This is a genomic window from Enhydrobacter sp., from assembly GCA_025808875.1.
Lineage (GTDB): Bacteria > Pseudomonadota > Alphaproteobacteria > Reyranellales > Reyranellaceae > Reyranella.
This window is the reverse complement of record CP075528.1, coordinates 99,065-120,205: the sequence shown is the minus strand read 5'-3', so window position 1 is coordinate 120,205 and position 21,141 is coordinate 99,065. Positions and strand designations below refer to the sequence as shown.

Here is a 21,141-nt window from a genome sequence, read left to right as displayed (position 1 = left end):
AGAAACGCATGCAAGCGGATTACGTTGTCGTCGGTGCGGGCTCGGCCGGATGCGTGGTGGCGTCTCGTCTGTCGGAAACCGGCGCCTCGGTGATCCTGCTCGAGGCCGGCCCGAGCGACTGGCATCCGATGATCCACGTTCCGGCCGGCATGCGCTCGCTGATCCGCAATCCGCTGGTCAACTGGAACTTCACGACGGAGCCCGAGTCCGGCACGCACGACCGGCGCATGGAGTGGCCACGCGGGCGGACGCTTGGCGGCTCGTCGTCGATCAATGGCATGCTCTATGTGCGCGGCGCGCCGGCCGACTTCGACGGCTGGGCGCAGATGGGCGCACGAGGCTGGAGCTGGGACGACGTGCTGCCCTACTTCAAGAAAAGCGAGCACTACGTTCAAGGCGGCGACCCCGAATTGCGTGGACGGGGCGGCCCGCTCAAGGTCGAAGACTACCGCACCATCCTGCCGCTCACGCATCACTTCGTCAGGGCCGCACAGGAGGCGGGCTTCCGCTTCAATCCCGATCTCAATGGCAAGCAGCGCGACGGCGTCGGCTACTCCCAGATGACGCGCCGCGGCCGTTTTCGCGGCTCGACCGCCCAGACGTTCCTGCGCGAGGCCCGACGGCGGGCGAACTTGCGCATCGAAACCGACGCACAGGGCGGGCGCCTCACCTTCGAGGGCAGACACTGCACCGGCGTGGAGTTCCAGCGCGGCGGCAACCTGACCACCGTGCGTGCCAACCGCGAGGTCATCGTCTGCGGCGGCGCCGTGAACTCGCCGCACATCCTCCAGATCTCGGGCATCGGCCCGGCGGCGCACCTGCAATCCCTCGGCATTCCCATGGTGCATGACCTGCCGGGCGTCGGCGCCAATTTGATCGACCACTACGTGATCCGGGTGATCCATCGCGTGCATGGCACGCCCACGGTCAACGAAGTGGCCCGCTTCCCGCGCGTGCTGCCCGAGATCGCACGCTTCTTCCTGACCGGGCGCGGCGCCCTCACCTTCGGCGTCACCACGGCGCAGGTCTTCTGCGACAGCCGCGAGGGACTGGCCTCGCCCGACCTGCAGCTCCTCTTCACGCCAGGCAGCGCCAGCATCACGCGACCGGGCGCACTCGACACCGAGCCGGGCATGAGTTGCGTGATCTGCGTGGTCAAGCCCGACAGCCGCGGCACCATCATGGCTGCCTCCGCCGATCCCTTCGCGCGACCGCATATCAGGCCCAACTACCTCTCGACCCGGACCGACGAACTGGCGTTGCTCTCGGGCATCCGACTGGTACGCAGGATCTTCGCCCAGCCTTCTCTCACGCGATTCAGCAGGGGCGAACTGCAGCCCGGTGCCGGCATCGAGAGCGACGCCGACCTACTCGCCTACGCCCGCAGAACCGGCAGCACGCTCTATCATCCGGTCGGCACTTGCCGGATGGGCGAGGATCCGCGTGCCGTCGTCGATTCGCGCCTGCGCGTGCACGGCGTGCAGGGCCTGCGCGTGATCGACGCCTCGGTGATGCCAACGCTCACCACCGGCAACACGAACGCGCCGACCATCATGATCGGCGAGAAGGGCGCGGCGATGATCCGCGAGGAGGCAGCGGCCTAGTCGATGGTCGCGCCAGCCGCTTTCACCACCTCGGCCCACTTGGCACGGTCGGCCTTCACGGTCGCGACGAATTGCTGCGCCGTCTCGTAGCGCGGCGTGTTGCCGAGCTCGACCAGTTTCTTGTTGACCTCCGGATCCTCGATCGCGGTCTTCAGGGCGGCATTCATCCTGGCGACGATCGCGGGATCGAGCCCCTTGGGCGCGAAGATGCCGAACCAGATGAAGCTCTCGTAGCCCGGCAGACCCTGCTCGGCGATGGTCGGCAGGTCGGGCACGACGGCGACTCTCCTGGCCGTCGTCACGCCGAGCAATCGCACGCGGCCGGCCCTGGCGTGCTGGAGCATGGCCTGCAGGAGCGGGAAGCTGCAGCAGGTCTCGCCCTTGAGCAGCGAGTTGGTCGCGTCCGGACCGCCCTTGTAGGGCACATGCACCATGTTCAGACCGGCCTGCGCGTTGAAAGCGGCAAATGCCAGGTGCGTGCCGGTGCCGTTGCCGGTCGAAGCGAAGCTGTACTTGCCGGGCTCGGCCTTCACCTTGGCGATGAAGTCCTTCACGTCCTTGGCGTCGATCACCGCCGGGTTGATCGCCAGAACGTTGGGCACGTCGACGATGTTGCCGACCGGCGTGAAGTCGGCCTCGACGTCGAACGGCAGCTTCTTGTAGAGCGCGGCATTGACGCCATGGGTCGCCGCCGTGCCGAGCAGGAAAGTGTAGCCGTCGGGCTTTGCCTTGGCGACGGTCTCGGAGGCGAGATTTCCGCCAGCGCCCGACTTGTAGTCGATGACCAGCCGTTGGCCGAGGCTCTTCTCAAGCGAGGGTTGCAGCAAGCGCGCCACGACGTCGACGCCCGACCCCGCCGGAAATCCCATGTAGAGAGTGACCGGCCGGTTGGGCCAATCCTGCGCACCCCCCTGGCCCGGCAGCAGGGCAAGGGGTGCAGCGAGTACCGCAAACAACGCACCACGACGAAACACGCTGAACATCGACGTCTCCTAACGCTAACTCTCGCCAAGCACGATGCGCGCCAGCCAGTCGTCCACGAGGGCGGCCAGCAGGTCCGGCCGTTCGATCGGCCAGCCATGATCCGCCCGGTCGAGCACGACGAAGCTCGCGCGCGGGTAGCTTTCCAGGATGTCCCAGGCGTCGCGATAGCCGACGACAGGATCCTGCCGCCCGGTGATGATAAGGGTCGGCTCCGAGAAGGTCTTTTCCATTGCCGGCAGGTCGAAGGAAAATCCATAGCGCGCCGGATCGGCGCGCATCTCGACAACCAGCGGCGAGGCTGCCTCGATGGCCGGCTCGACCAGCGTTCGCCGGCGCCGTCCGAAGGCCTCGAGATAGGACGGCGACTGGACCAGCGCGTCGGCCAGCCGCAGGCGTTCGTCCGGGTCCAGCGAGGCCATCAAGGCGGAGTTGCGGACCAGGGGTTGTTGCGGCGGCAGGGTGCGCTTGGTCGTATCGGCGATGACGGCGGGCATGCGCAGCAGCAGGCCGGCCACCCGGGCGCGCCGCTTCACCGCGACGGCGCGCGCGAGGTAGGCGCCGCCGGAGGTGCCGGCGAGCACGAACCGGCCGTCGGGCACGACATGATCGATGAAGGCGAGCACCGCCTCGAGCATGTCGTCCTGCGCGCGCAACGAGGCCTTGGCTGCCGAGCGGCCCATGCCGGGCAGGTCGAAGTAGATTCGCCGCCAGCCGTTTCGTCCCTCGAAGATCGGCTCGAGATCGGCCTGCTCGACCTTGTGATCCATGGTCCAGCCATGGATGAGGACGATCGGCCGGCCTTCACCGCGGATGTCGTAGTGGATCGTCGCGCTGTCGAAGTCGTACTGCATTCCCGGCTAGCATGCTGGGGCAACGGGAGGGGAAAGACCATGGGCTACATGACCGACGAGCGCCGCATGATCCAGGAAACGGCGCGCGCCTTCGCCCTGAAGGAGGTGTTGCCGGTCGCCAACAGGCTCGATCCGGAAAAGGGTGACATCCCGCCGGAGCTGATCCGCAAGTTGGCCGACATGGGCTATTTCGGCATCGTCATCCCCGAGCAGTACGGCGGCCTCGGGCTGGGCGTCTTCGAGTATTGCCTCATCACCGAGGAGTTGGCCCGCGCCTGGATGAGCGTCGCCTCCATCATCGCCCGCGGCAACGGATTGAGCGCCGGTCGCGGCATGACCGACGCGCAGCGCGCCGTCTATCTGCCGCGCGCCGCCCGCGGCGAATTCCTGGGCGCGGCGGCCATGTCCGAGCCCGACGTCGGCTCGGACCTCGGCAACATCGCCTGCCGCGCGCGCCGCGACGGCGATTCCTGGATTATCAACGGCAACAAGTATTGGTGCACTTTCGCCGACGGCGCCGACTACATCATGCTGGTCGCGCGTACCTCCGATCCGCCCGACCCCAGGCGAAAGCACGTCGGCCTCTCCTCCTTCCTGATCGAAAAGCAGCGCGGCACGCTGCCCGACGGCGTGCGCGGCGCGCCGATCCCCAAGATCGGCTATTTCGGCTGGAAGACTTGGGAGCTCGCCTTCGACGATTGCCGCCTGCCGGCCGAGGCGCTGATCGGCGAGGAGGGAAAGGCGTTCTACTACATCTCGGCAGGACTCGAACGGGCGCGAGCCCACACCGCCGCGCGCGCCATCGGCCTGGCACGCGGCGCGCTGGAGGACGCCACCGCCTATGCCCAGGAGCGCCGGCAGTTCGGCCAGGCGATCGGCGAATTTCAGAACACGCGCTTCAGGCTGGCCCGCATGGCGACCGAGATCGAGGCGTCGCGCCAGCTCATGTATTTCGTGTGCGACGAGATCGACGGCAGGCGCCGCTGCGACAAGGAAGCGGCGATGGTGAAGTTCCACGCCTCCGAGATGGCCGAGCGCGTCACGTCGGAGGCGCTGCAGATCTTCGGCGGTGCGGGCTACACCACTTTGCACGCCGTCGAGCGCTACTGGCGTGACGCGCGGCTCACCAAGATCTTCGAAGGCACATCGGAGATCCAGCAGCGCATCATCTCGGATCATCTCCTCGGCAAACCGAAAGCGGCGTGACATGGACGTCGAAACCATGCTGCGCGTCCTGCGCGGGGTGCTGCTGGTCGGCGGCACCGGCATCGTCCAGGTGCTGGCGCAGCTCACGCTCAGCCGCATGATGGAGATCCTGCCGCATCCCAGCCGCACCATGCGGCCGACCTTCTATATGCTGGCCCACAGCGTGGTCGCCGTTCTGGTGCTGATGGCCGGCCACATGCTGCAGGTCACCCTGTGGGCGCTGCTCTACCATTTCGAGTGGGACGAACTTGGCAGCTTCGGCGACGCGCTCTACTTTTCGCTGGCGAGTTTCACCACCGTCGGCGCCAGCGAGATCGCGCTGTCGCCGGCGCATCGCATGGTTGGCGCCCTCGAATCGGCCGCGGGCATGCTGATGTTCGGCTGGTCGACGGCGCTGCTCGTGCGGGTCGTCCAGCGCACCGACCCGAGGGGGGCGGCATGACGACGGAGATCGGCGCCCTCATCGCGACGACACCCGACCGGCGATTCGCCCCGGAGGTGCGTCGCCATCAGTTTCCCCGAAGTGCCGTGACCGCAGGGCGGTCGTCCTCGAAGCGTCCACACCCCTGAGGACCGCTCCGATGTCGATGGCATCGGCATCGGACGCGATTCGTCCTCGAATCCTCGCAGTCCCCTGCAGTCCTCGGTGTCCACTCATCCACAGGCCGATGTCTCACCGATGTCTCACCCGGTGAGACACGACAAGCCATTGATCCGGTTGGGTATTCACCCGAACGTCTCACCTGGGCTTCGAGGGGTGGTCCGCCGACGCCTGCCAAAATTGCCGGAATTGCCGCGAATCCTCCGAAACCTCCCGGCGGTTGCCCTTAGTCGCGGTAGCTCGGATCGATCCGGTCGAGCTTGCGCAGGAGCGCCGGCCAGTCGAGCACGCCGAACGGGCGGCGGATGTGCGGCTGGTAGTTCATGTAGGTCGCCTCGACGACGTCGTCCGGCACCTTGATGAGCGGCGTGTTGCACGACATCGCCGCGATCTGCGTCTTGCAGGAAAGCTCCAGTCGGTGCATGGCGTTGAAGGCCTCGGGAACGGTCGCGCCGGTCGTGAGCAGGCCGTGATTGCGCAGGATCAGGGCGTTGTTGTCGCCGAGATCCTTGACCAGCGCCTCGCGCATCGCGGTGTCGACCACCACGCCGTCATAGTCGTGATAGCCGATGTGGGCGAAGCGCATCGAGGTCTGAGTGTTCGGCAGCAGGCCGCATTCCATGGTCGAGACGGCCATGCCGGCCCAGGTGTGGGTGTGGATCACGCAAGCGACCTTGGGCTTCGCCATATGGATCGCGCTATGGATCACGAAGCCCGCGCGGTTGACTCCGTAGTCGAGGCCCGGTCCGAAGTCGGGCTTGGCGAGGATGTTGCCCTCGTGGTCGATCTTGACCAGGCTCGATGCCGTGATTTCTTCATAGAGCAACCCATAGGCATTGATCAGGAAGTGGTCCGGTTCGCCCGGCACCCGCATCGAGATGTGGTTGGCGATCAGGTCGGTCATGCCGTAGACGTCCATCAGCCGATAGCAGGCGGCAAGATCGACGCGCGCCTGCCACTCCTCCGGCGACACCTTGGAACGCAGGCTGGAGACGGTCGGCGTCTTGAGGACATGCACGCTCATGGCGGGGCTCCGGAGGTTGCGGCGGCTGGCGCTACGCTACTCCGCGCCTCCACCGGCGTCCACGCAACCCCGGTCAGCGTTTCTTCCGGGGCTCCCGAGGATTGCGGGCATCCGCCGCCAGCGGGTAGGCGGTGGTCGACTTGATGCGTTCCATGGCGAAGCGCGACGTGACGTTCTTGAGCGGCATGGTGTCGATCAGGCGTTTGTAGAAGGCGTCGTAGGCCTGCATGTTCGGGACCGCCACGCGCAGCATGTAGTCGATGTCGCCGGCCATGCGATGGAACTCCATCACCTCGGGCATTGCCGTCACCGTCTGGGCGAATTTCGACAGCCATGCCGTCGAATGATCGCCCGTTTCGATCGACACGAAGACGGTGAGGCTCATGCCGACGGCCTCAGGCGAAACCAGGGCCACCCGCCTCAGGATGATTCCCGACTTCTCGAGCCGCTGGATGCGCTTCCAGCACGGGCTTTGCGACAGGCCGACCCGATGGGCGATCTGGGCCAGCGACAGGCTGGCATCGTCCTGCAGCAGGGTCACGATTTTGCGGTCGATCGCATCCATGTCGTCGGCACCCCGGGGGTTCGGCCGGCCACTGTCGGCCGCTGCGGCGGAAATCTCAACTGGCCTCAGACGGCGAGGGATTCGATGTCGACCGGTGCCCCGAGCCGGATGGCGAGCGCCATCGACAGCGCTTCGATGTCGCCGCCGACCGGACCGACGAAGCCCGTCAGCCGCGGATCGGCGTCGGCGAACCAGGAGAGCCGCCACTGGCCGCGATCGACGGCCAGCGAACCGACGACCCGGCCGCGCACCGAGATCGCCCAAAGTGCCGGTTCCTCGCTGGCGCCGAGCAGCAGGCGGGCGGTGCGTGCAACGAAGCTGCTGGCCGGTCCGGGCATCGGCCGACTGTAGGATCACCCTCTCGGCAGCGGCAACGAAAGCGGCGGTCGAACTTGGCGGCGAGTGGAGCATAAGAGTCTGCGCGCCCGCGTCCCGGCAGGAAGTTTTTCGACCGGCCTCAGGGCCTCACGCCGGGCGCATCGAATCTCATACCGCGCGCCCGATCCATGAGATGGAGCTGCAGGGAGACATACTCGGTCGAATCGTGATCGTAAGGTTCGGCCCGCATGCCGATCAGGCAGTTGCGCAGTCGCCGCTTGAGCGAGCCCAGCGCCTGCCATTCCAGGCGGTAGATCGGATAGCCATCGGGATGACCTTGCGGAATCGTCGCGGCGGCGAGCTTCTTGCCGGCGTTGTCGTCATGGCAGTTGGCGCAGGACAGGTTCAACTGCCCCTGTCGGGTCTCGAACAGCGCCTTGCCCTCCCGCCGGAAGGGAACCAGACGCGGGTCGGCCGGTGGCGCGATCGGCAGGCCCCGCGACTGACGCGCGACATAGGCCGCGAGCGCGAGCAAGGGCTCGCTCTCGGGGGCCAGCCGCTCGGCCTGCTGTCGTTCCGTGCGACATTGGTTGATCCGGCCTTCGAGGTCGGCCGGCCGGTCGCGGCCCGGTGGAATGGCGGGATGGCGGGCTGCCACACCCACCATGCTGCCGGCGGCGTGGCAATCGGCGCAGGCCTTGTTGGCTGCGCCGACGGCTCTCGCCCAGAGCTGCTCCCCGCTGCGGACGTAGAGCATGCCGGGATTGGCAAACTCGTCGTCCTGCATTTGCTGCAGGGCCCGGCCCATGTCGTGGTAGCTCGACCTCTGGCCGTCGGGGGCCGGTTGCGCCAGCACCAGGGAGCTCACCGACACGCAGGCGGCGGCGGCGAGCGTCCAGCGCCTCATGTCACCTCGATGGCGACTGTCTCCTCGACGAGAAAGTCCCGGTCGCCGGTCCAGCGAAACCCGATCGTGCCGCTTTCGTCGGCGACGGCGCAGAAGGCGACGAAGGGATTGGCGGAGATGGCCGGCGAGAGGTCCATGCGGAAGATCTCGCGGCCGTTCCAGGTCGCGGTGAAGCGCTCGATGATGTTGCGCGGAATGATTTCCCCATTGGGACCCGGCCGGAAGCCGGTCTCCATCGGATGCTGGATCAGGGCCTTGAGTTCGATTACCTCGCCCTTCCGCGCCGCCTTGGGTGCGCTGATCAGGACATTGGCCATCAGGTCGTCTCCTCGAGGCAGGCCGCGAGGGTGACGATCACGTCGGCCTCGGCGCTCCAGAATTCGCCCGTCGAGGTCCGCGCAATGGCGACGATCTTCTGCGAATCGCCAAGCTTGATGCGTGTGCCGACCGTCGCCGTGCCGTTGCGCGGACCGAGCACGGCATTGAAGACGTGAGGCTGCGGGTTCTTCTCGTTGAAGACATGAATGGCGGTGACGTGATCGGCCTCGCTCATCGGGCCGTCGACCGTGACGGTGAGCGGCACCGTGTTGCCGTTCTCGACCAGCGGCGGCACGTCGATCCTGACCTTGCCGGCGCGCAACGGCGCTGCGCCGACCACATCCTTGATGGCCGCAGCCATCGTCTCGGGCGTCGCGCGGGCGGACAGCGGTAGCAGCGTGACCGCCGCCCCTGCCAGGAATATCCGTCTTCGCGTCATGCCTTCACTCCTTCAACGTGACCAGATAGGCCACGACGTCCTCGATCTGCTCGGCGGTCAGGATAGGCTTGCCCGCCGCGCTCCGCGCCACCCGTCGCAGATTTTCCGTTCGATAATAGGGCGGCATGATGGTGTCGGGATTGAGTCTCGACGCATCCATCAGGCGCAGCCGAAGCTCGCCCTCCGACCACCGCGCGCCGGTGCCGGCCAGATCCGGCGCCAGGTTGCCCTGGAACCGCTCCTCGGCGATCGGCGCGGTATGGCAGAGCAGACAGAGCCCGACGGTTCGATTGGCGACGATCGCCCGACCGCGCACAGCGTCGCCCGCGACGCCGGTGAGCGACGCCGGCAAGGACTGGGCGGCGCCCTCGCCCGCCATCAACGCCGCGATCGCGGCCAAGGCTGCCTGCTTCATCAGCCGAAGACCTCGGCAGTGAGCGTGCGGAACCAGCCCTCGGCGTAGAGCGCCTCCTGGGCGCGAAAGCCCGCGTCGGCGTCGAGCGGACTCACGCCGCCGGCCCCGGGAATGTCGGCGAGTTGGCCGTTGGTGGGCTTGTAGACGCCGGCCACGGTGATGCCGTAGTCGGGCGCCACCAGACTGTAGCAAGTGTTGATCAGCCGCGGCTCGATCGGCTCCTTGCCGGCGAGACGGGCGACGATGGCAGCGGCACACACCTTCGCCTGGGCGTTGGCGGAAAAGGCCGACTTGGGCATCGCCCCCATGATGGCGGCATCGCCCAGCACGTGGATGCCGGGCCGCAAACGCGATTCGAACGAGACCGGCTCCACCGGGCACCAGCCGCTGCGGTCGGCAGCGCCGGCCTGGCGCGTGATGGCGCCGGCCCTCTGCGGCGGAATCACGTTGGCGACGTCGGCCTTGTGGCGGGCGAAGTCGGTGACGAGCGTGTTGGTCGCGGCATCGACCGACGTCACCTTGCCGCCCTCGCCGAGCGGCACCCATTCGATCAGGCCGGGATAGAGTTGCGCCCAGGCGTTCTGGAAGAGGCGCTGCTTGGAAAAGGCGTCCTTGGCGTCGAGAATCAGCAGCTTGGACTTGGGCTTCCTCGTCTTGAGATAGTGCGCGATCAGGCTGGCGCGCTCGTAGGGACCCGGTGGACAGCGGAAGGGATTGGCGGGCGCCGACATCACGACAAGACCACCATCCTCCATCGCCTCGAGCTGGCGGCGCAGCAGCAGCGTCTGCGATCCCGCCTGCCAGGCATGCGGCATCCTCTCGGCGGCGTCCTCGCCGTAGCCCGGCAGGCCCTGCCAATCGATGTCGATGCCCGGCGCCAGCACGAGGCGGTCGAAGGCCAGGCGATTGCCGTCGGCGAGCGTGACCGACTTCGCCTCACCGTCGATCGACACCGCGGCGGTCTGCGCCACGACCACGCCGTCGCGCCGCACGCCGTCGTAGCCGAACTGCTGTGCCGAGAGCTCGCGCAGGCCGCCGATCACCGCGTTGCTGAACGGGCAGGCGGCGAAGGTCGGGTTGGGCTCGGCGAGGGTCACCGAAAGGCCGGACGCGAGCCTGCGCAACGCGCGCGCGCAGGTCGCGCCGGCGAAGCCGCCACCGACGACGACGATCCGCGCCGCGCTCCGAGCGGAGACGATCGAGGGGGCGGTGACCGGCGCGAGCGCCGCCGCGGCCGCGAGCTTGAGGATCGAGCGCCGGCGCGTCACGGCCGCGCTCCGAACCAGGCGGCGATGGCGTCGATCTCGGCGTCGCTGAACCCCTTGGCGATGCGGCCCATCACGGTGGCGTGCCGCGCACCCGACTTGAACTCACGCATCGCCGTCGCGAGTTCGACCGGCGGACGACCGTCGATCCGCGGCACGGCGGTATCGACGATCTTCGATGCGGCGTGGCAGCCGGTGCAAGCGCTCGCGCCGGGCGGTGCATCGGCCGCTCGCGCCGTCCCGGCCTGCAATGCCAGGCAGACCGCCGCCGGCCAGAGCCAGCGGCGCATGCTCATGCGCCCTTCAGCTCGTGATGCATCAGCGGCAGGTCGCGAATGCGCTTGCCCGTCGCCTTGGCGATGGCGTTCAGCACCGCCGGCGCCGCAACGGCGATGGTCGGCTCGCCGACGCCGCCCCAGAAATCGCCCGTCGGCACCAGCACTGTCTCGACCTTCGGCATCTCGTCGATGCGCATCAGGTTGTAGCTGTCGAAGTTGGTCTGCTCGACAGCGCCGTCCTTGACGGTGATCTCGCCGTAGAGCGCCGCCGACAGGCCATAGGCGAAGGAGCCGGCGACCTGGCGCTCGACCTGCGCAGGGTTGACGACGTGGCCGCAGTTGGTAGCCGCGGTGATCTTGTGGATCTTGAGCACACCGTCGGCGCTCACCGAAACCTCGGCGACGCCCGCGACATAAGAGCCGTAGCCCATCACCTGCGCGATGCCGTGGTAATGGCCCGCCGGCAGCGGCTGGCCGTAGCCGGCCTTGTCGCAGGCCGCCTTCAGCACGGCCGCCCATTTGGGCTTCAGCATCTTCAGGCGGAACTCGAGCGGGTCCTTGCCGGCCGCCTCGGCCAACTCGTCCATGAAACATTCCATATAGACCGCGTTCTGGTTGGTGTTCACGCCGCGCCAGAAGCCCGCCGTGACGTGCGGATTGCGCATCGCATGATCGATCAGCAGGTTCGGTACCTCGTAGCCGTAGGCGGCCTCGACACCCGAGGCCATGACGCCCTGGAAAACGACCGGGTCCATGCCGTCGCGTAGATTCTGGGGCAGCAGCGAGGCCAGGATCGACTGGCCGGAGATTCGCATGTGCAAGCCGACCAGGTTGCCTTGGGCGTCGAGACCGCCGACCAGCCTGCACATCGTCGTCGGGTGATACTGGCAGTGCGTCATGTCTTCCTCGCGCGACCAGATCATCTTGATCGGCGTGCCGGGCATCTGCTTGGCGATGAGCACCGCCTGCCGCACATAGTCCGAACGGCCGCGACGGCCGAAGCCGCCGCCCAGCAGCATCTTGTGCACGTCGCACTTCGCCACCGGATGACCGGAGGCCTCCGACGCGGCGGCCAGCGCCGCCTCGCCATTCTGCGTGCCGCACCACACCTCGCAATTATCGGAGGTGTAGAGCGCGGTGGCGTTCATCGGCTCCATGGTGGTGTGGTGCTGGTAGGGGAAGCTGTAGGTCGCCTCGACCTTCTTCGCGGCGCCCGCGAGCGCCGCCTTGGCGTCGCCCGCCTTGTTGCCGACGAACGCCTGCTCGGCCGTCAGTCCCTCCTTGAGCATCGCCATGATGTCGTCCTGCTGCACGTCGGCGAGCTTGCCGAAGTCCCAGCGCACCGGCAGCGCAGCGAGCGCCGTACGCGCCTGCCAGTAGGTGTCGGCGACCACGGCGACGGCATTACCGTCGACCGAGACGACCTTCTTCACGCCCGGCATCTTTTCTACGCGGGCGCCGTCGAAGCTCACGAGCCTGCCTCCGATCACCGGACTCGCCTGGATGGCAGCGATCAGCATGCCGGGCAGGCTGACATCGATGCCGTAGAGCTGCTTGCCAGTAACCTTGTCGAGCGTGTCGAGGCGCTTCACCGGCTTGCCGGCGACCTTCCAGTCCTTCGGGTCCTTGAGCTTCACCTCCCTGGGCGGTTCGAGCCGGGCCGCTGCCGCGGCGACCGCGCCGAACCTCACCGTGCGGCCGGACGGACGGTGCGTGATCGTGCTGTCGGCGGCGCTGCATTCGCCGGCCGGCACACTCCATTGCGCCGCCGCCGCCGCGATCAGCATCTCGCGGGCGATGGCGCCGCCCTCGCGCACATACTGGTTGCTCTCGCGGATGCCGCGGCTGCCGCCGGTCGAGAAATTGCGCCATACGCGATTGCGCGCGACGTTCTGGGCCGGCGTGGGATATTCCCAGCTCACCTTGCCCCAGTCGCACTCAAGCTCTTCGGCGACGAGCTGCACGAGTCCGGTAAGGGTGCCCTGTCCCATCTCCGAGCGGGCGATGCGCACCACCACCTTGTCGTCGGGATGGACCACGACCCAGGCGTTGAGTTCCTTCACCTCGGCCGCATGGGCCGCCTCGAAGGGAAAGGAGAAGCCGAGCGAATAGCCGCCGGCGACGGCGGAGGCGCTGACCAGGAACCTGCGGCGTCCCAGCGGAGAATGGATCGTCATGGCGCGTCCTCCCTCAGGCCTTGGCCGCGGCGTGGATCGCCTCGCGCACCTGCTGATAGGTGCCGCAACGGCAGATGTTGGTCATCGCCGCATCGATGTCGGCGTCGGTCGGCGACGGCTTGGCGGCGAGCAGCGCCGTCGCCGCCATGACCATGCCGGTCTGGCAATAGCCACACTGGGGCACGTCGTTGTCGACCCAAGCCTGCTGGATCTTGTTCAGCTTGCCGTCTGCCGCGAGACCCTCGATCGTTGTCACCTTGCGGTTGCCGACCGCGTTTAGCGGCACTTGGCAGGAGCGCGTGGCGACGCCGTCGATGTGCACGGTGCAGGAGCCGCACTGGGCGATGCCGCAGCCATATTTCGTGCCGGTCAGTCCGAGCGTGTCGCGCAGCACCCAGAGCAGCGGCGTGCGCGGATCGACGTTGGCCTGCACCGACTTTCCGTTGACGTTGAGGACGGACATGGCGGGACCCCTGTGTATGTGGGAGGCGCCGAGCCTATCGCGTGAGGGTCGGACCGCCCAGTGATCGAACCGCTCTCACGCAGGTGTGATGGCCTGCGCCGGACGCATGGTCATGCGAATTTGCCGTGGCGAATTTGCCGTGACGGTTCTGTGGCGCTTCAGCCGAGACGCGCCTCGACCACACGTCATACATTGCTGCCGAGCAGATTCGACGTCTCGTCGGCGTTGAATCTCGGCTGCAGGCTGCGACAGATCCTCCTGGCTCGGCCCCGCCATGCCGGCCAGCCTGCGATCTCCACCATCTTGCCGTCGGCCTTGTTGGCACGAACCGTCCCGAGATAGTTCAGGCGCATCGTCTCCCTACAGCCTGGCCGGCGGATAGTATGGGCGATCGCCCAGCGCCTGCACCCTCTTCCAGAAATCCGGGCCCGACGCCTTGCCGACCTCGTCGAGGTCCGCCGCCTGTCTCCACAGGCTCCATGCGTCCGGGTGCAGGCGACTTGCCTCGGCCAACTGGCGATCACCGTCCGCGATACGACCGCGGGCCCGCAGCCAGACACCGAGGCGGAAACGTGCACGCGCCTCGGCGATCTCGGGCGTGACTTTGGACAGCGCGGCGCGCGCCGCGTCGGCCGGCAGGGCGTGCCTGCCGCTTGTCACCCAAGCACGCACGGCGTCGAGATAGGCTTGGCGGGCGGCGAGCCGCGCCGCCTGATCCTCGGGCGACATGGTACGTGTCTTCAGATCCATGCGGCGGAAGTGGTCGGTCGAGCCCGCGGTCTCGGGCGGGCGCGCGATCCTGCCCTGCTCATCGATCCAGATGGCCTGCGGGACGTTGACCAGGTTGTAGAGGTCCTCGAGGCGGTGCTCGGCGTCGATCAGCTGCCAGTAGTCCGACTTGGCCGCCTCGATCCAGGGCCGCGCGTGTTCGGCGCCCCGGCTTTCCTCCGCGACCGCGACCACCATGAAGTTTCTGTCCTCGAGTTCGGCGTAGAGTTGCTGCCACACGGGCAAGTCGAACCGGCAGCCTCACCAACTGGCCCAGGTCGCGAGGAAGACCTTCTTGCCGCGAAGCTCCGACAGCCGCCGCGGCTTGCCATCGATGTCGGGCAGAGTGAAGTCGGGCGCGACCAGGCCTTCGAGCTGGGCGTTGCGTTCCTCGGCCGGCGCGCCGAGCGCGAAGACGGCACGCCCGTCGTCGGCGACGACGGGACCGCCGAGCCTCCTCCAGAATGCCTCGACGTTCACCTCCATGCCGCGCACGGCGTCGGCAGGCAGCGCCACGCACGCCTCCGCGCGGCACATGCCCTCGGGCTTCAAGGTCCAGCCGGTGACGCGCTCGGCGTCGGTGGCCGGCATCCAGAGCCCGTTGCTGGTCTCGACGTCGAACTCGTCGGTCGGGGTGAGGATCGTGGTCACTTCGGCACCGAGATCGTCGTTTCCTTGGAGGTGATGAACTCGAGCAGGACCGGCACGCCCTTCTTCGTCTGCTCGATGCCGCGCTTGATCGCCGGCACGATATCCTCGGGTTTGGTCACGCGTTCGCCGTAGCCTCCGAAGGCGCGCGCCATCGCCGCGTAGTCGCCCGAGATGTCGGTCGAGCGATACTTCTCGGTCGACACCTTCATGATGTGCAGCTCGATCGCCATCGAGAAGTTGTTGAGCAGGACCGACATGATGGGGATGCGCTCGCGCACCGCCGTCTCGAAATCCATGCCGGTGAAGCCGATGGCGGCGTCGCCCCAGACGTTGATGCAGAGCTTGTCCGGGCAGGCGAGCTTGGCGCCCATGGCGAGGCCGAGGCCGTAGCCGAGCTGGGTCGTCTTGCCCCAGCCGATATAGGTGTGCGGCGCCGTCGTCTTCCAGAACGGCGAGAGCTGGTCGCGCGGACTGCCGGCGTCGTGGGTGATGATGGTGTTGGCGACGTCGACGGTGCGCTGCAGATCCCACAGCACACGATAGGGATTGAGCGGCGCCTCGTTGTTGGTGAGCTTGGGCATCCACTCCTTGAGCCACTCGTCGGAGATCTGCTTGATCTCCGCGGCGACCGGGCCGTCGTCGCGTCTGGCAGTTCCCTTGCAGGCATCGAGCAGCGCGCGCAGCGTCAGCCGGGCATCGCCCACCAGGCCGTACTTGATCTTGATGTCCTTGTTGAGGTGCGCGGGATCGAGCGTGGCATGGATGATCGTCTTGCCGCCCGGCATGGAGATGCCGAAATTGGTCTCGGTGAAGGAGCAGCCGATTCCCAGGATGACGTCGGACTGGTCGAGGAAGTGGCGCACCGCCTTCGGGTAGGCGCGCCCGCCCGAGCCGAGCGACAGCGGATGGGTCTCGTCGAAGCAGCTTTTGCCCTCGAGGCTGGTACAGACCGGGATCGCCAGCAGCTCGGCGAGCTCCTTCAGTTCCGCATAGGCCTCGGCCCAGTGCACGCCCTGACCGGCGTAGATCACCGGCCGCTTGGCGGCCAGCAGCACCTTGGCCGCCTCGGCGACCGCCGCGGCGTCGGGCGCATACTTGGCGACGACCACCGGTTCGTAGACCAGAGGATCGGGCGCGTCCTCGGCGTAGGCATCGTTCGGCAGCTCGACGATCACCGGCGAGCCGCGACCGTTGCGCAGCAGGCTGAAGGCTCGCCGCATGATGTTGGCGATCTCCCGGCCGTTGGTGACCGGCTCGCAATGCTTGGCAACGTGCGCCATGGCGAGCGTCGAGTTGAAGTTGGGCGGCACGTGCGCGATCCGGCGCGGATAGCCCTGCGGGATCACCAAGAGCGGAACCGACTCGCCGAAGGCCTGCGCCACGCCGCCATAGGCGTTCTCCGAGCCGGGGCCGCTCTGCATGCAGAACACGCCCATCTTGCGGCCCTTGGTGAGGCGCGACATGGCATCGGCCATGTGCAGGCCGATGCGTTCCTGGCGGACGATGATGGGGCGGATGTCGATGGCCGCGCAGGCCTCGATCAGATGGTTCACCGGGTAGGCGAAGAGGTATTCGACCCCTTCCTTCTTGAGTATCTCGGCGATCGCCGGCCCGGTCTTCATCTGGTTCCCTCCTATTTGTTGAGCTCCCTCATTGCGCTGTCCAAACCGCCCAGGGTCAAGGGGAACATGCGGCTGGAGGTGAGCTGCTGCAGCAACTGGATCGAGGGTGTGTAGCTCCAGTGCCGCTCCGGAACGGGATTGAGCCACACCATCGATCTGTAGGTATCAGCCATGCGCTGGATCCAGACCTGGCCCGCCTCCTCGTTCCAGTGCTCGACCGAGCCGCCGGGGTAGGCGATCTCGTATGGGCTCATCGAGGCATCGCCGACAAAGATGATCTTGTAGTCGGGCGGAAAGGTGTTCATGAGCTGCGCCGTCGGATAGGTGTCGACGTGGCGCCGGCGGTTGTCCTTCCACAGCTTCTCGTAGAGGCAGTTGTGGAAGTAGAAGAACTCGAGGTGCTTGAACTCCGAGCGCGCCGCCGAGAACAGCTCCTCGCAGACGCGGATGTGCGCGTCCATCGAGCCGCCGATGTCGAACAGCAGCAGCAGCTTCACCTTGTTGCGCCGCTCCGGGATCATCTTGATGTCGAGGTAACCTGCATTGCGCGCCGTCGAGCGGATCGTGTCGGGCATGTCGAGCTCGACCTCGGCGCCCTCGCGCGCGAACTTGCGCAGGCGGCGCAGCGCAATCTTGATGTTGCGCGTGCCGATCTCGACCGTGTCGTCGAGGTTCTTGTACTCCCGCTTATCCCACACCTTGACGGCGCGGCCCTCGCGGTTCTTGTCCTGGCCGATGCGCACGCCCTCGGGGTTAAAGCCGTAGGCGCCGAACGGCGAGGTGCCGGCCGTGCCGATCCACTTGCTGCCCCCCTGGTGGCGCTTCTGCTGCTCCTCGAGACGCTTCTTCAGCGTCTCCATCAACTTCTCCCAGCCGCCCATCGCCTCGATCTGCTTCTTCTCCTCCTCGGTCAGAAGCTTCTCGGCGAGCTTGCGAAGCCACTCTTCGGGGATCTCGGCGGCGACGCCCTCGGCGCCGATCGATTCGAGGCCCTTGAAGACGTGCCCGAAGACCTTGTCGAACTTGTCGAGGTTGCGCTCGTCCTTCACCAGGATCGAGCGCGACAGATAGTAGAAGTCGTCGACGCTGTAGTCGGCGACGTGCTTGTCCATCGCCTCCATCAGGGCGAGGTACTCCTTGATGGAGACCGGCACCTTGGCCTGGCGTAGCTCGAGGAAGAAGTTGGTGAACATCCCAAGGGTCTCCCCTTACTGGCGCTGTTCCCTGCGCGCCATGAAGGCGAGCCGCTCGAACAGGTGCACGTCTTGCTCGTTCTTCAGGAGAGCGCCGTGCAGAGGCGGGATCAGCTGCTTGGAATCCTTGGAGCGCAGCGCGTCGGGCGGCATGTCCTCGACCATCAGGAGCTTCAGCCAATCCAGCAGCTCCGAGGTCGAGGGCTTCTTCTTGAGGCCGGGCACTTCGCGGATATCGTAGAAGATGTTCAACGCCTCACGCAGCAGATTGCGCTGCAGGTCGGGGAAATGGACGTCGACGATCTGCGTCATGATCTCGCGATCGGGGAAACGGATGTAGTGGAAGAAGCAGCGGCGCAGGAACGCGTCCGGCAGCTCCTTCTCGTTGTTCGAGGTGATCATGACGATCGGCCGCTGCGAGGCCTTCACGACCTCCTGCGTCTCGTAGACGTAGAATTCCATGCGATCGAGCTCAAGCAGCAGGTCGTTGGGGAACTCGATGTCGGCCTTGTCGATCTCGTCGATCAGCAGCACCGGCCGCTCGGAATGCGTGAAGGCGTCCCACAGCTTGCCGCGCTTGATGTAGTTGGCGATGTCCTTGACGCGGCCGTCGCCCAGCTGTGAATCGCGCAGTCGGGACACCGCGTCATACTCATAGAGGCCCTGCTGGGCCTTGGTCGTCGACTTGATGTGCCATTCGATGATCGGCGCCTTCAACGCCTTGGCAACCTCGTGCGCCAGTACAGTCTTGCCGGTGCCCGGCTCGCCCTTGATGAGCAGCGGCCGCTGCAGCGCGATCGAGGCATTCACCGCCACGCGCAGGTCGTCGCTGGCCACATACGAGTCGGTACCGGTAAATTTCATGGTGCAAAATCCAGGTTCACGAGAGTGTCGCCCCACCCTAGAGGCGCCCTACCCTGCCAGCAAGACCGGCCCTCGTCCGTCAGCGCACGACGAAATAGACGATCGCTGCCGCTACAATCAGCAGCGAGAGGGCGAGCCTGCCCGGGGCGAACCAAAGAACCGGCTCGGGCGCGTCGGGCGCCACGGCGTGGTGACGCGGCTTGCGACCGGTGAACATGGCGCCGATCAGGTTCTGCTTCTTCCAGACGAGATAGATCGCCGCAGCGAGCACATGGAGCGCCACCAGGACCAGGATCACATCGACCCAGAATTGGTGGAACGACGTCAGCCGGTCGACCCAGGCATCGGCGACCTTCAACGCGAGCGGCCCGTTGACCGTGCCCATGTCCGTGTCGGCCGAGAACAGGCCGCTGCCCGCCTGCAACAGGACAGCCAGCAACAGGGCGACGACCATCAGCCCGCCGAGCGGATTGTGCCCCACCTCGCGCGCAGGGCCGCGCAGTAGTTCGCGCAGATGGTGCAAGGCGGCCGCGGGGCCCTTGATGAAGTGGGCGAAGCGCGCGGTGGTGCTGCCGACGAAACCCCAGGCAATGCGAAACAACAACAGGGTGAGGATGGCGTAACCCGACCAGAAATGCAGATCCATCCAGTCGCCGCCGGCGCGTCCGCTGAAATATGAGGTGGCAAGAAGAACCACGAGCGCCCAGTGGAACAATCTGACGGGAAGATCCCAAACGCGAATCGTTCGCGGCTTGTCGTCGGCCATGTCGCTTTATCGTCCGCCCGGGATTGACTGACAACCCGCGCCACCACACGCAGTCGTGATGATGGATTTCGCATGCGGCCTGTTCGCTTCGGCCGCAAGCTCTGCGACAAATGCCGGACCGGGGGCCGCGCCCTTCGGTCCACGTGAACTCAACAGGGGATGGCTGATGAGGAAGAAATTTTGGGCAATCGCGGTGATCGGCGCCCTCGCCGCCGGTGGCATCGTCGGAGGAACGACGATGGCGCTGGCTCAAGGGGATGCCATCAAGCAACGGCAGGACAATCGCAAGCAGGCAGGCGCGCAGATGCGCGCCATCAAGGGCATCATCGACGCCAAGGGCAACGTGGCCCCCGTGGTGCAGCACGCCGCCAAGCTCAAGGAACTCGAGTTGGCGTTCGTGAAGATGTTCCCTGCCGGCTCCGACAAGGGCGAGACCAAGGCCCTGCCGGTGATCTGGACCAACCGGGCCGGCTTCGACGCCGCCAGCAAGGCGGCCGACGCGGCCTACGACAAGCTTGCCGTCGCGGCTGGCTCTGGCGACCTCGCGGCCGTGACCGCGGCCTATGCCGAGGTCGGCAAGCAGTGCGGCGCCTGCCACAACACGTTCCGCGCCAAGGCCAACTGAACCGCATCGCCCTCAAGGCAGACAGGCGGCGGGTCGACCCGCCGCCTTTTTCTTTGTCGAATTGGAAAGGCCGGTCGTGGGGAACGACCGGCCTTTCTGTTTCGCCCGTGGCTGGGGTGGGAAGGAATGCGACGAAGCCGTGGGGTTGTGGGAAGGGGCTTCGACGCAGGTGGCCGGTCAGGCCACCGCCACGGGCTGTGTGGGAACCGTGAGTGCTTGCTGCACGATCGCTTCGGCGGTGAAGCGCCAGGTCCGCGAGGCGTGCACCGGCGAGAGGCGAAGTTGCTCGCGCATGTTCATCCAGCTGTCGAGGCCGAAGGCGACATCGAGCGAATCGAGCACGAGATCGCGTGCCGACGGATCGAGATTGCCGAGCTCGGCGGCGAACCAGCCGGCGAGGCGTTCGCGCAGGAGCTTGCGAAGTTGCGATACGCCGAGCCCGACCGCCGGAGCAACCGAGCGCACGCGCTCGGCGAAGTGCCATACCGGCAGCCATTCCTCGAAGAGCTCGGACCGATCCGACACCAGCAATTCGATGCGGTTGGCCAGCGGCGCTTCGGAGTCGACCGGCCGGCTGCGGTCGAACGCACGGCTGACCGCCAGGTCGAAGGCCGCGGCGTAGAGATCGGCGAGATTGGTGAAATGTTGGAAGAGCGCCCGGCTGGACACACCCGCGATCGTGGCGATGGCGGCCGATGTCGGCTCGACATCGCCTGCCTGGATCAGGTCCAGCGTGGCCTGGATCAAAGCTTGACGGGTCCGCAGGCCGCGCACGATGCGGCCATCCTGCGACCGCGACACATCAATCGGGAATCCGACGATTTTCATATTAAAACCAATAGAATAAGAATTTCTTTAATGACGCTACTTTAGCATGCGAGGTTTCCGTCGTAATCTGCAAAATTGCATATCTCAGATCCCTTCACCCTCTGATTTCTCCTACATTTTTCTTTCGAGATAGGCATTTTTGGGAGATCTAAAACTGCACCGAGAACGCGACATGATGCCGACGTTTCCGTAACGCGAGTGATTTCCACGGTCAAACACCCGCCTGTGGATGACGGGCCGGCCAAGAATGCAAAGGAGCTGGAATACGAAAGGCCGGTCGCTTGGGGAACGACCGGCCTTCCTTAGGAGCCCGCCTGGGTGTGGGGTGTATCGAAGCCTTAGGGTGTGTGGGAAGGGGGCTTCGAAGTGCGGCTTGGGGGGCCGCTGGCGGGCTAGGGCGAACTTGGTG

The 21,141-nt window shown here is 66.5% G+C and carries 25 protein-coding genes; 4 read left to right on the top strand and 21 right to left on the bottom strand.

The features are described 5' to 3' along the window. Positions 1 to 8 precede the first annotated feature (8 nt). Positions 9 to 1,604 (top strand): GMC family oxidoreductase N-terminal domain-containing protein, encoded by a 1,596-nt coding sequence (locus tag KIT25_00630; protein ID UYN95485.1) that lies wholly within the window; start codon positions 9 to 11, stop codon positions 1,602 to 1,604. On the opposite strand, the gene KIT25_00625 is transcribed toward KIT25_00630, so the two are convergent. Together KIT25_00625 and KIT25_00620 are read right to left on the bottom strand one after the other, a co-directional pair. Next, the gene (locus tag KIT25_00625) at positions 1,601 to 2,587 is read right to left on the bottom strand and encodes a tripartite tricarboxylate transporter substrate binding protein (GenBank protein UYN95484.1); all 987 of its coding nucleotides are present in this window, start codon (positions 2,585 to 2,587) and stop codon (positions 1,601 to 1,603) included. The two genes, KIT25_00630 and KIT25_00625, sit on opposite strands and share 4 nt — an antisense overlap. A 15-nt stretch (positions 2,588 to 2,602) precedes the next feature. Further along, the gene (locus KIT25_00620) at positions 2,603 to 3,355 is read right to left on the bottom strand and encodes an alpha/beta hydrolase (protein ID UYN95483.1); all 753 of its coding nucleotides are present in this window, start codon (positions 3,353 to 3,355) and stop codon (positions 2,603 to 2,605) included. 9 nt (positions 3,356 to 3,364) lie between these two features. Between KIT25_00620 and KIT25_00615 the strand changes: the two genes are divergently transcribed. Continuing rightward, positions 3,365 to 4,645 (top strand): acyl-CoA dehydrogenase family protein, encoded by a 1,281-nt coding sequence (locus KIT25_00615; GenBank protein ID UYN95482.1) that lies wholly within the window; start codon positions 3,365 to 3,367, stop codon positions 4,643 to 4,645. Position 4,646: 1 nt separating this feature from the next. Beyond that, the gene (locus KIT25_00610; GenBank protein UYN95481.1) at positions 4,647 to 5,087 is read left to right on the top strand and encodes a two pore domain potassium channel family protein; all 441 of its coding nucleotides are present in this window, start codon (positions 4,647 to 4,649) and stop codon (positions 5,085 to 5,087) included. Between the two features lie 385 nt (positions 5,088 to 5,472). Here the strand turns inward: KIT25_00610 and KIT25_00605 are convergent, their stop codons facing one another. From KIT25_00605 to KIT25_00520, 18 genes are all read right to left on the bottom strand, one after another. After that, entirely contained in the window at positions 5,473 to 6,270 is a 798-nt protein-coding gene (locus tag KIT25_00605; protein UYN95480.1) for a class II aldolase/adducin family protein, read from the bottom strand. A gap of 73 nt (positions 6,271 to 6,343) precedes the next feature. Beyond that, positions 6,344 to 6,835, bottom strand: coding sequence for an Lrp/AsnC family transcriptional regulator (locus tag KIT25_00600; protein ID UYN95479.1), 492 nt, complete (start codon positions 6,833 to 6,835; stop codon positions 6,344 to 6,346). A gap of 65 nt (positions 6,836 to 6,900) precedes the next feature. Next, complete coding sequence (locus KIT25_00595) at positions 6,901 to 7,173, bottom strand: hypothetical protein (GenBank protein UYN95478.1); 273 nt, start codon at positions 7,171 to 7,173, stop codon at positions 6,901 to 6,903. Between the two features lie 119 nt (positions 7,174 to 7,292). Next, positions 7,293 to 7,940: a sulfur oxidation c-type cytochrome SoxA gene (soxA, locus tag KIT25_00590; GenBank protein ID UYN97781.1), complete on the bottom strand. Its 648-nt coding sequence runs from the start codon at positions 7,938 to 7,940 to the stop codon at positions 7,293 to 7,295. A 116-nt stretch (positions 7,941 to 8,056) separates the two neighbouring features. Then, the gene (gene soxZ, locus KIT25_00585; GenBank protein ID UYN95477.1) at positions 8,057 to 8,377 is read right to left on the bottom strand and encodes a thiosulfate oxidation carrier complex protein SoxZ; all 321 of its coding nucleotides are present in this window, start codon (positions 8,375 to 8,377) and stop codon (positions 8,057 to 8,059) included. Beyond that, positions 8,377 to 8,817: a SoxY-related AACIE arm protein gene (locus KIT25_00580; GenBank protein UYN95476.1), complete on the bottom strand. Its 441-nt coding sequence runs from the start codon at positions 8,815 to 8,817 to the stop codon at positions 8,377 to 8,379. Before KIT25_00580 ends, soxZ begins: the two co-directional genes overlap by 1 nt. 4 nt (positions 8,818 to 8,821) lie before the next feature. Beyond that, positions 8,822 to 9,232, bottom strand: a complete 411-nt coding sequence (gene soxX, locus KIT25_00575; GenBank protein UYN95475.1) for a sulfur oxidation c-type cytochrome SoxX — start codon at positions 9,230 to 9,232, stop codon at positions 8,822 to 8,824. After that, a complete protein-coding gene (locus KIT25_00570) occupies positions 9,232 to 10,500 on the bottom strand; it encodes an FAD-dependent oxidoreductase (GenBank protein UYN95474.1) in 1,269 nt (422 codons plus the stop codon). Before KIT25_00570 ends, soxX begins: the two co-directional genes overlap by 1 nt. After that, on the bottom strand, positions 10,497 to 10,793 hold the full coding sequence (locus KIT25_00565; protein ID UYN95473.1) for a hypothetical protein: 297 nt from the start codon (positions 10,791 to 10,793) through the stop codon (positions 10,497 to 10,499). The genes KIT25_00570 and KIT25_00565 overlap by 4 nt, the downstream gene beginning before the upstream one ends. Then, the gene (locus KIT25_00560) at positions 10,790 to 12,952 is read right to left on the bottom strand and encodes a xanthine dehydrogenase family protein molybdopterin-binding subunit (protein ID UYN95472.1); all 2,163 of its coding nucleotides are present in this window, start codon (positions 12,950 to 12,952) and stop codon (positions 10,790 to 10,792) included. The genes KIT25_00565 and KIT25_00560 overlap by 4 nt, the downstream gene beginning before the upstream one ends. A gap of 13 nt (positions 12,953 to 12,965) precedes the next feature. Beyond that, the gene (locus KIT25_00555; GenBank protein UYN95471.1) at positions 12,966 to 13,415 is read right to left on the bottom strand and encodes a (2Fe-2S)-binding protein; all 450 of its coding nucleotides are present in this window, start codon (positions 13,413 to 13,415) and stop codon (positions 12,966 to 12,968) included. 185 nt (positions 13,416 to 13,600) lie between these two features. Beyond that, positions 13,601 to 13,768 carry a hypothetical protein gene (locus KIT25_00550; GenBank protein UYN95470.1) on the bottom strand — a complete coding sequence of 56 codons (168 nt, stop codon included), beginning with the start codon at positions 13,766 to 13,768 and terminating at the stop codon, positions 13,601 to 13,603. Positions 13,769 to 13,775: 7 nt separating this feature from the next. Then, entirely contained in the window at positions 13,776 to 14,423 is a 648-nt protein-coding gene (locus tag KIT25_00545) for a hypothetical protein (GenBank protein UYN95469.1), read from the bottom strand. Positions 14,424 to 14,444: 21 nt separating this feature from the next. Then, positions 14,445 to 14,834: a redoxin domain-containing protein gene (locus KIT25_00540; GenBank protein UYN95468.1), complete on the bottom strand. Its 390-nt coding sequence runs from the start codon at positions 14,832 to 14,834 to the stop codon at positions 14,445 to 14,447. Beyond that, positions 14,831 to 16,456 (bottom strand): thiamine pyrophosphate-requiring protein, encoded by a 1,626-nt coding sequence (locus tag KIT25_00535; protein ID UYN95467.1) that lies wholly within the window; start codon positions 16,454 to 16,456, stop codon positions 14,831 to 14,833. Before KIT25_00535 ends, KIT25_00540 begins: the two co-directional genes overlap by 4 nt. Positions 16,457 to 16,467: 11 nt before the next feature. After that, the gene (locus KIT25_00530; GenBank protein UYN95466.1) at positions 16,468 to 17,649 is read right to left on the bottom strand and encodes a VWA domain-containing protein; all 1,182 of its coding nucleotides are present in this window, start codon (positions 17,647 to 17,649) and stop codon (positions 16,468 to 16,470) included. A 15-nt stretch (positions 17,650 to 17,664) separates the two neighbouring features. Continuing rightward, complete coding sequence (locus tag KIT25_00525; GenBank protein UYN95465.1) at positions 17,665 to 18,513, bottom strand: MoxR family ATPase; 849 nt, start codon at positions 18,511 to 18,513, stop codon at positions 17,665 to 17,667. Between the two features lie 79 nt (positions 18,514 to 18,592). Further along, positions 18,593 to 19,279 carry a cytochrome b/b6 domain-containing protein gene (locus KIT25_00520; protein UYN95464.1) on the bottom strand — a complete coding sequence of 229 codons (687 nt, stop codon included), beginning with the start codon at positions 19,277 to 19,279 and terminating at the stop codon, positions 18,593 to 18,595. Positions 19,280 to 19,445: 166 nt separating this feature from the next. On the opposite strand from KIT25_00520, the gene KIT25_00515 reads away from it, so the two are divergent. Further along, a complete protein-coding gene (locus tag KIT25_00515) occupies positions 19,446 to 19,904 on the top strand; it encodes a cytochrome c (GenBank protein UYN95463.1) in 459 nt (152 codons plus the stop codon). Between the two features lie 177 nt (positions 19,905 to 20,081). Here KIT25_00515 and KIT25_00510 read toward each other — a convergent pair whose 3' ends face one another. Then, positions 20,082 to 20,732, bottom strand: coding sequence for a TetR/AcrR family transcriptional regulator (locus tag KIT25_00510; GenBank protein ID UYN95462.1), 651 nt, complete (start codon positions 20,730 to 20,732; stop codon positions 20,082 to 20,084). Positions 20,733 to 21,141: the final 409 nt, after the last annotated feature.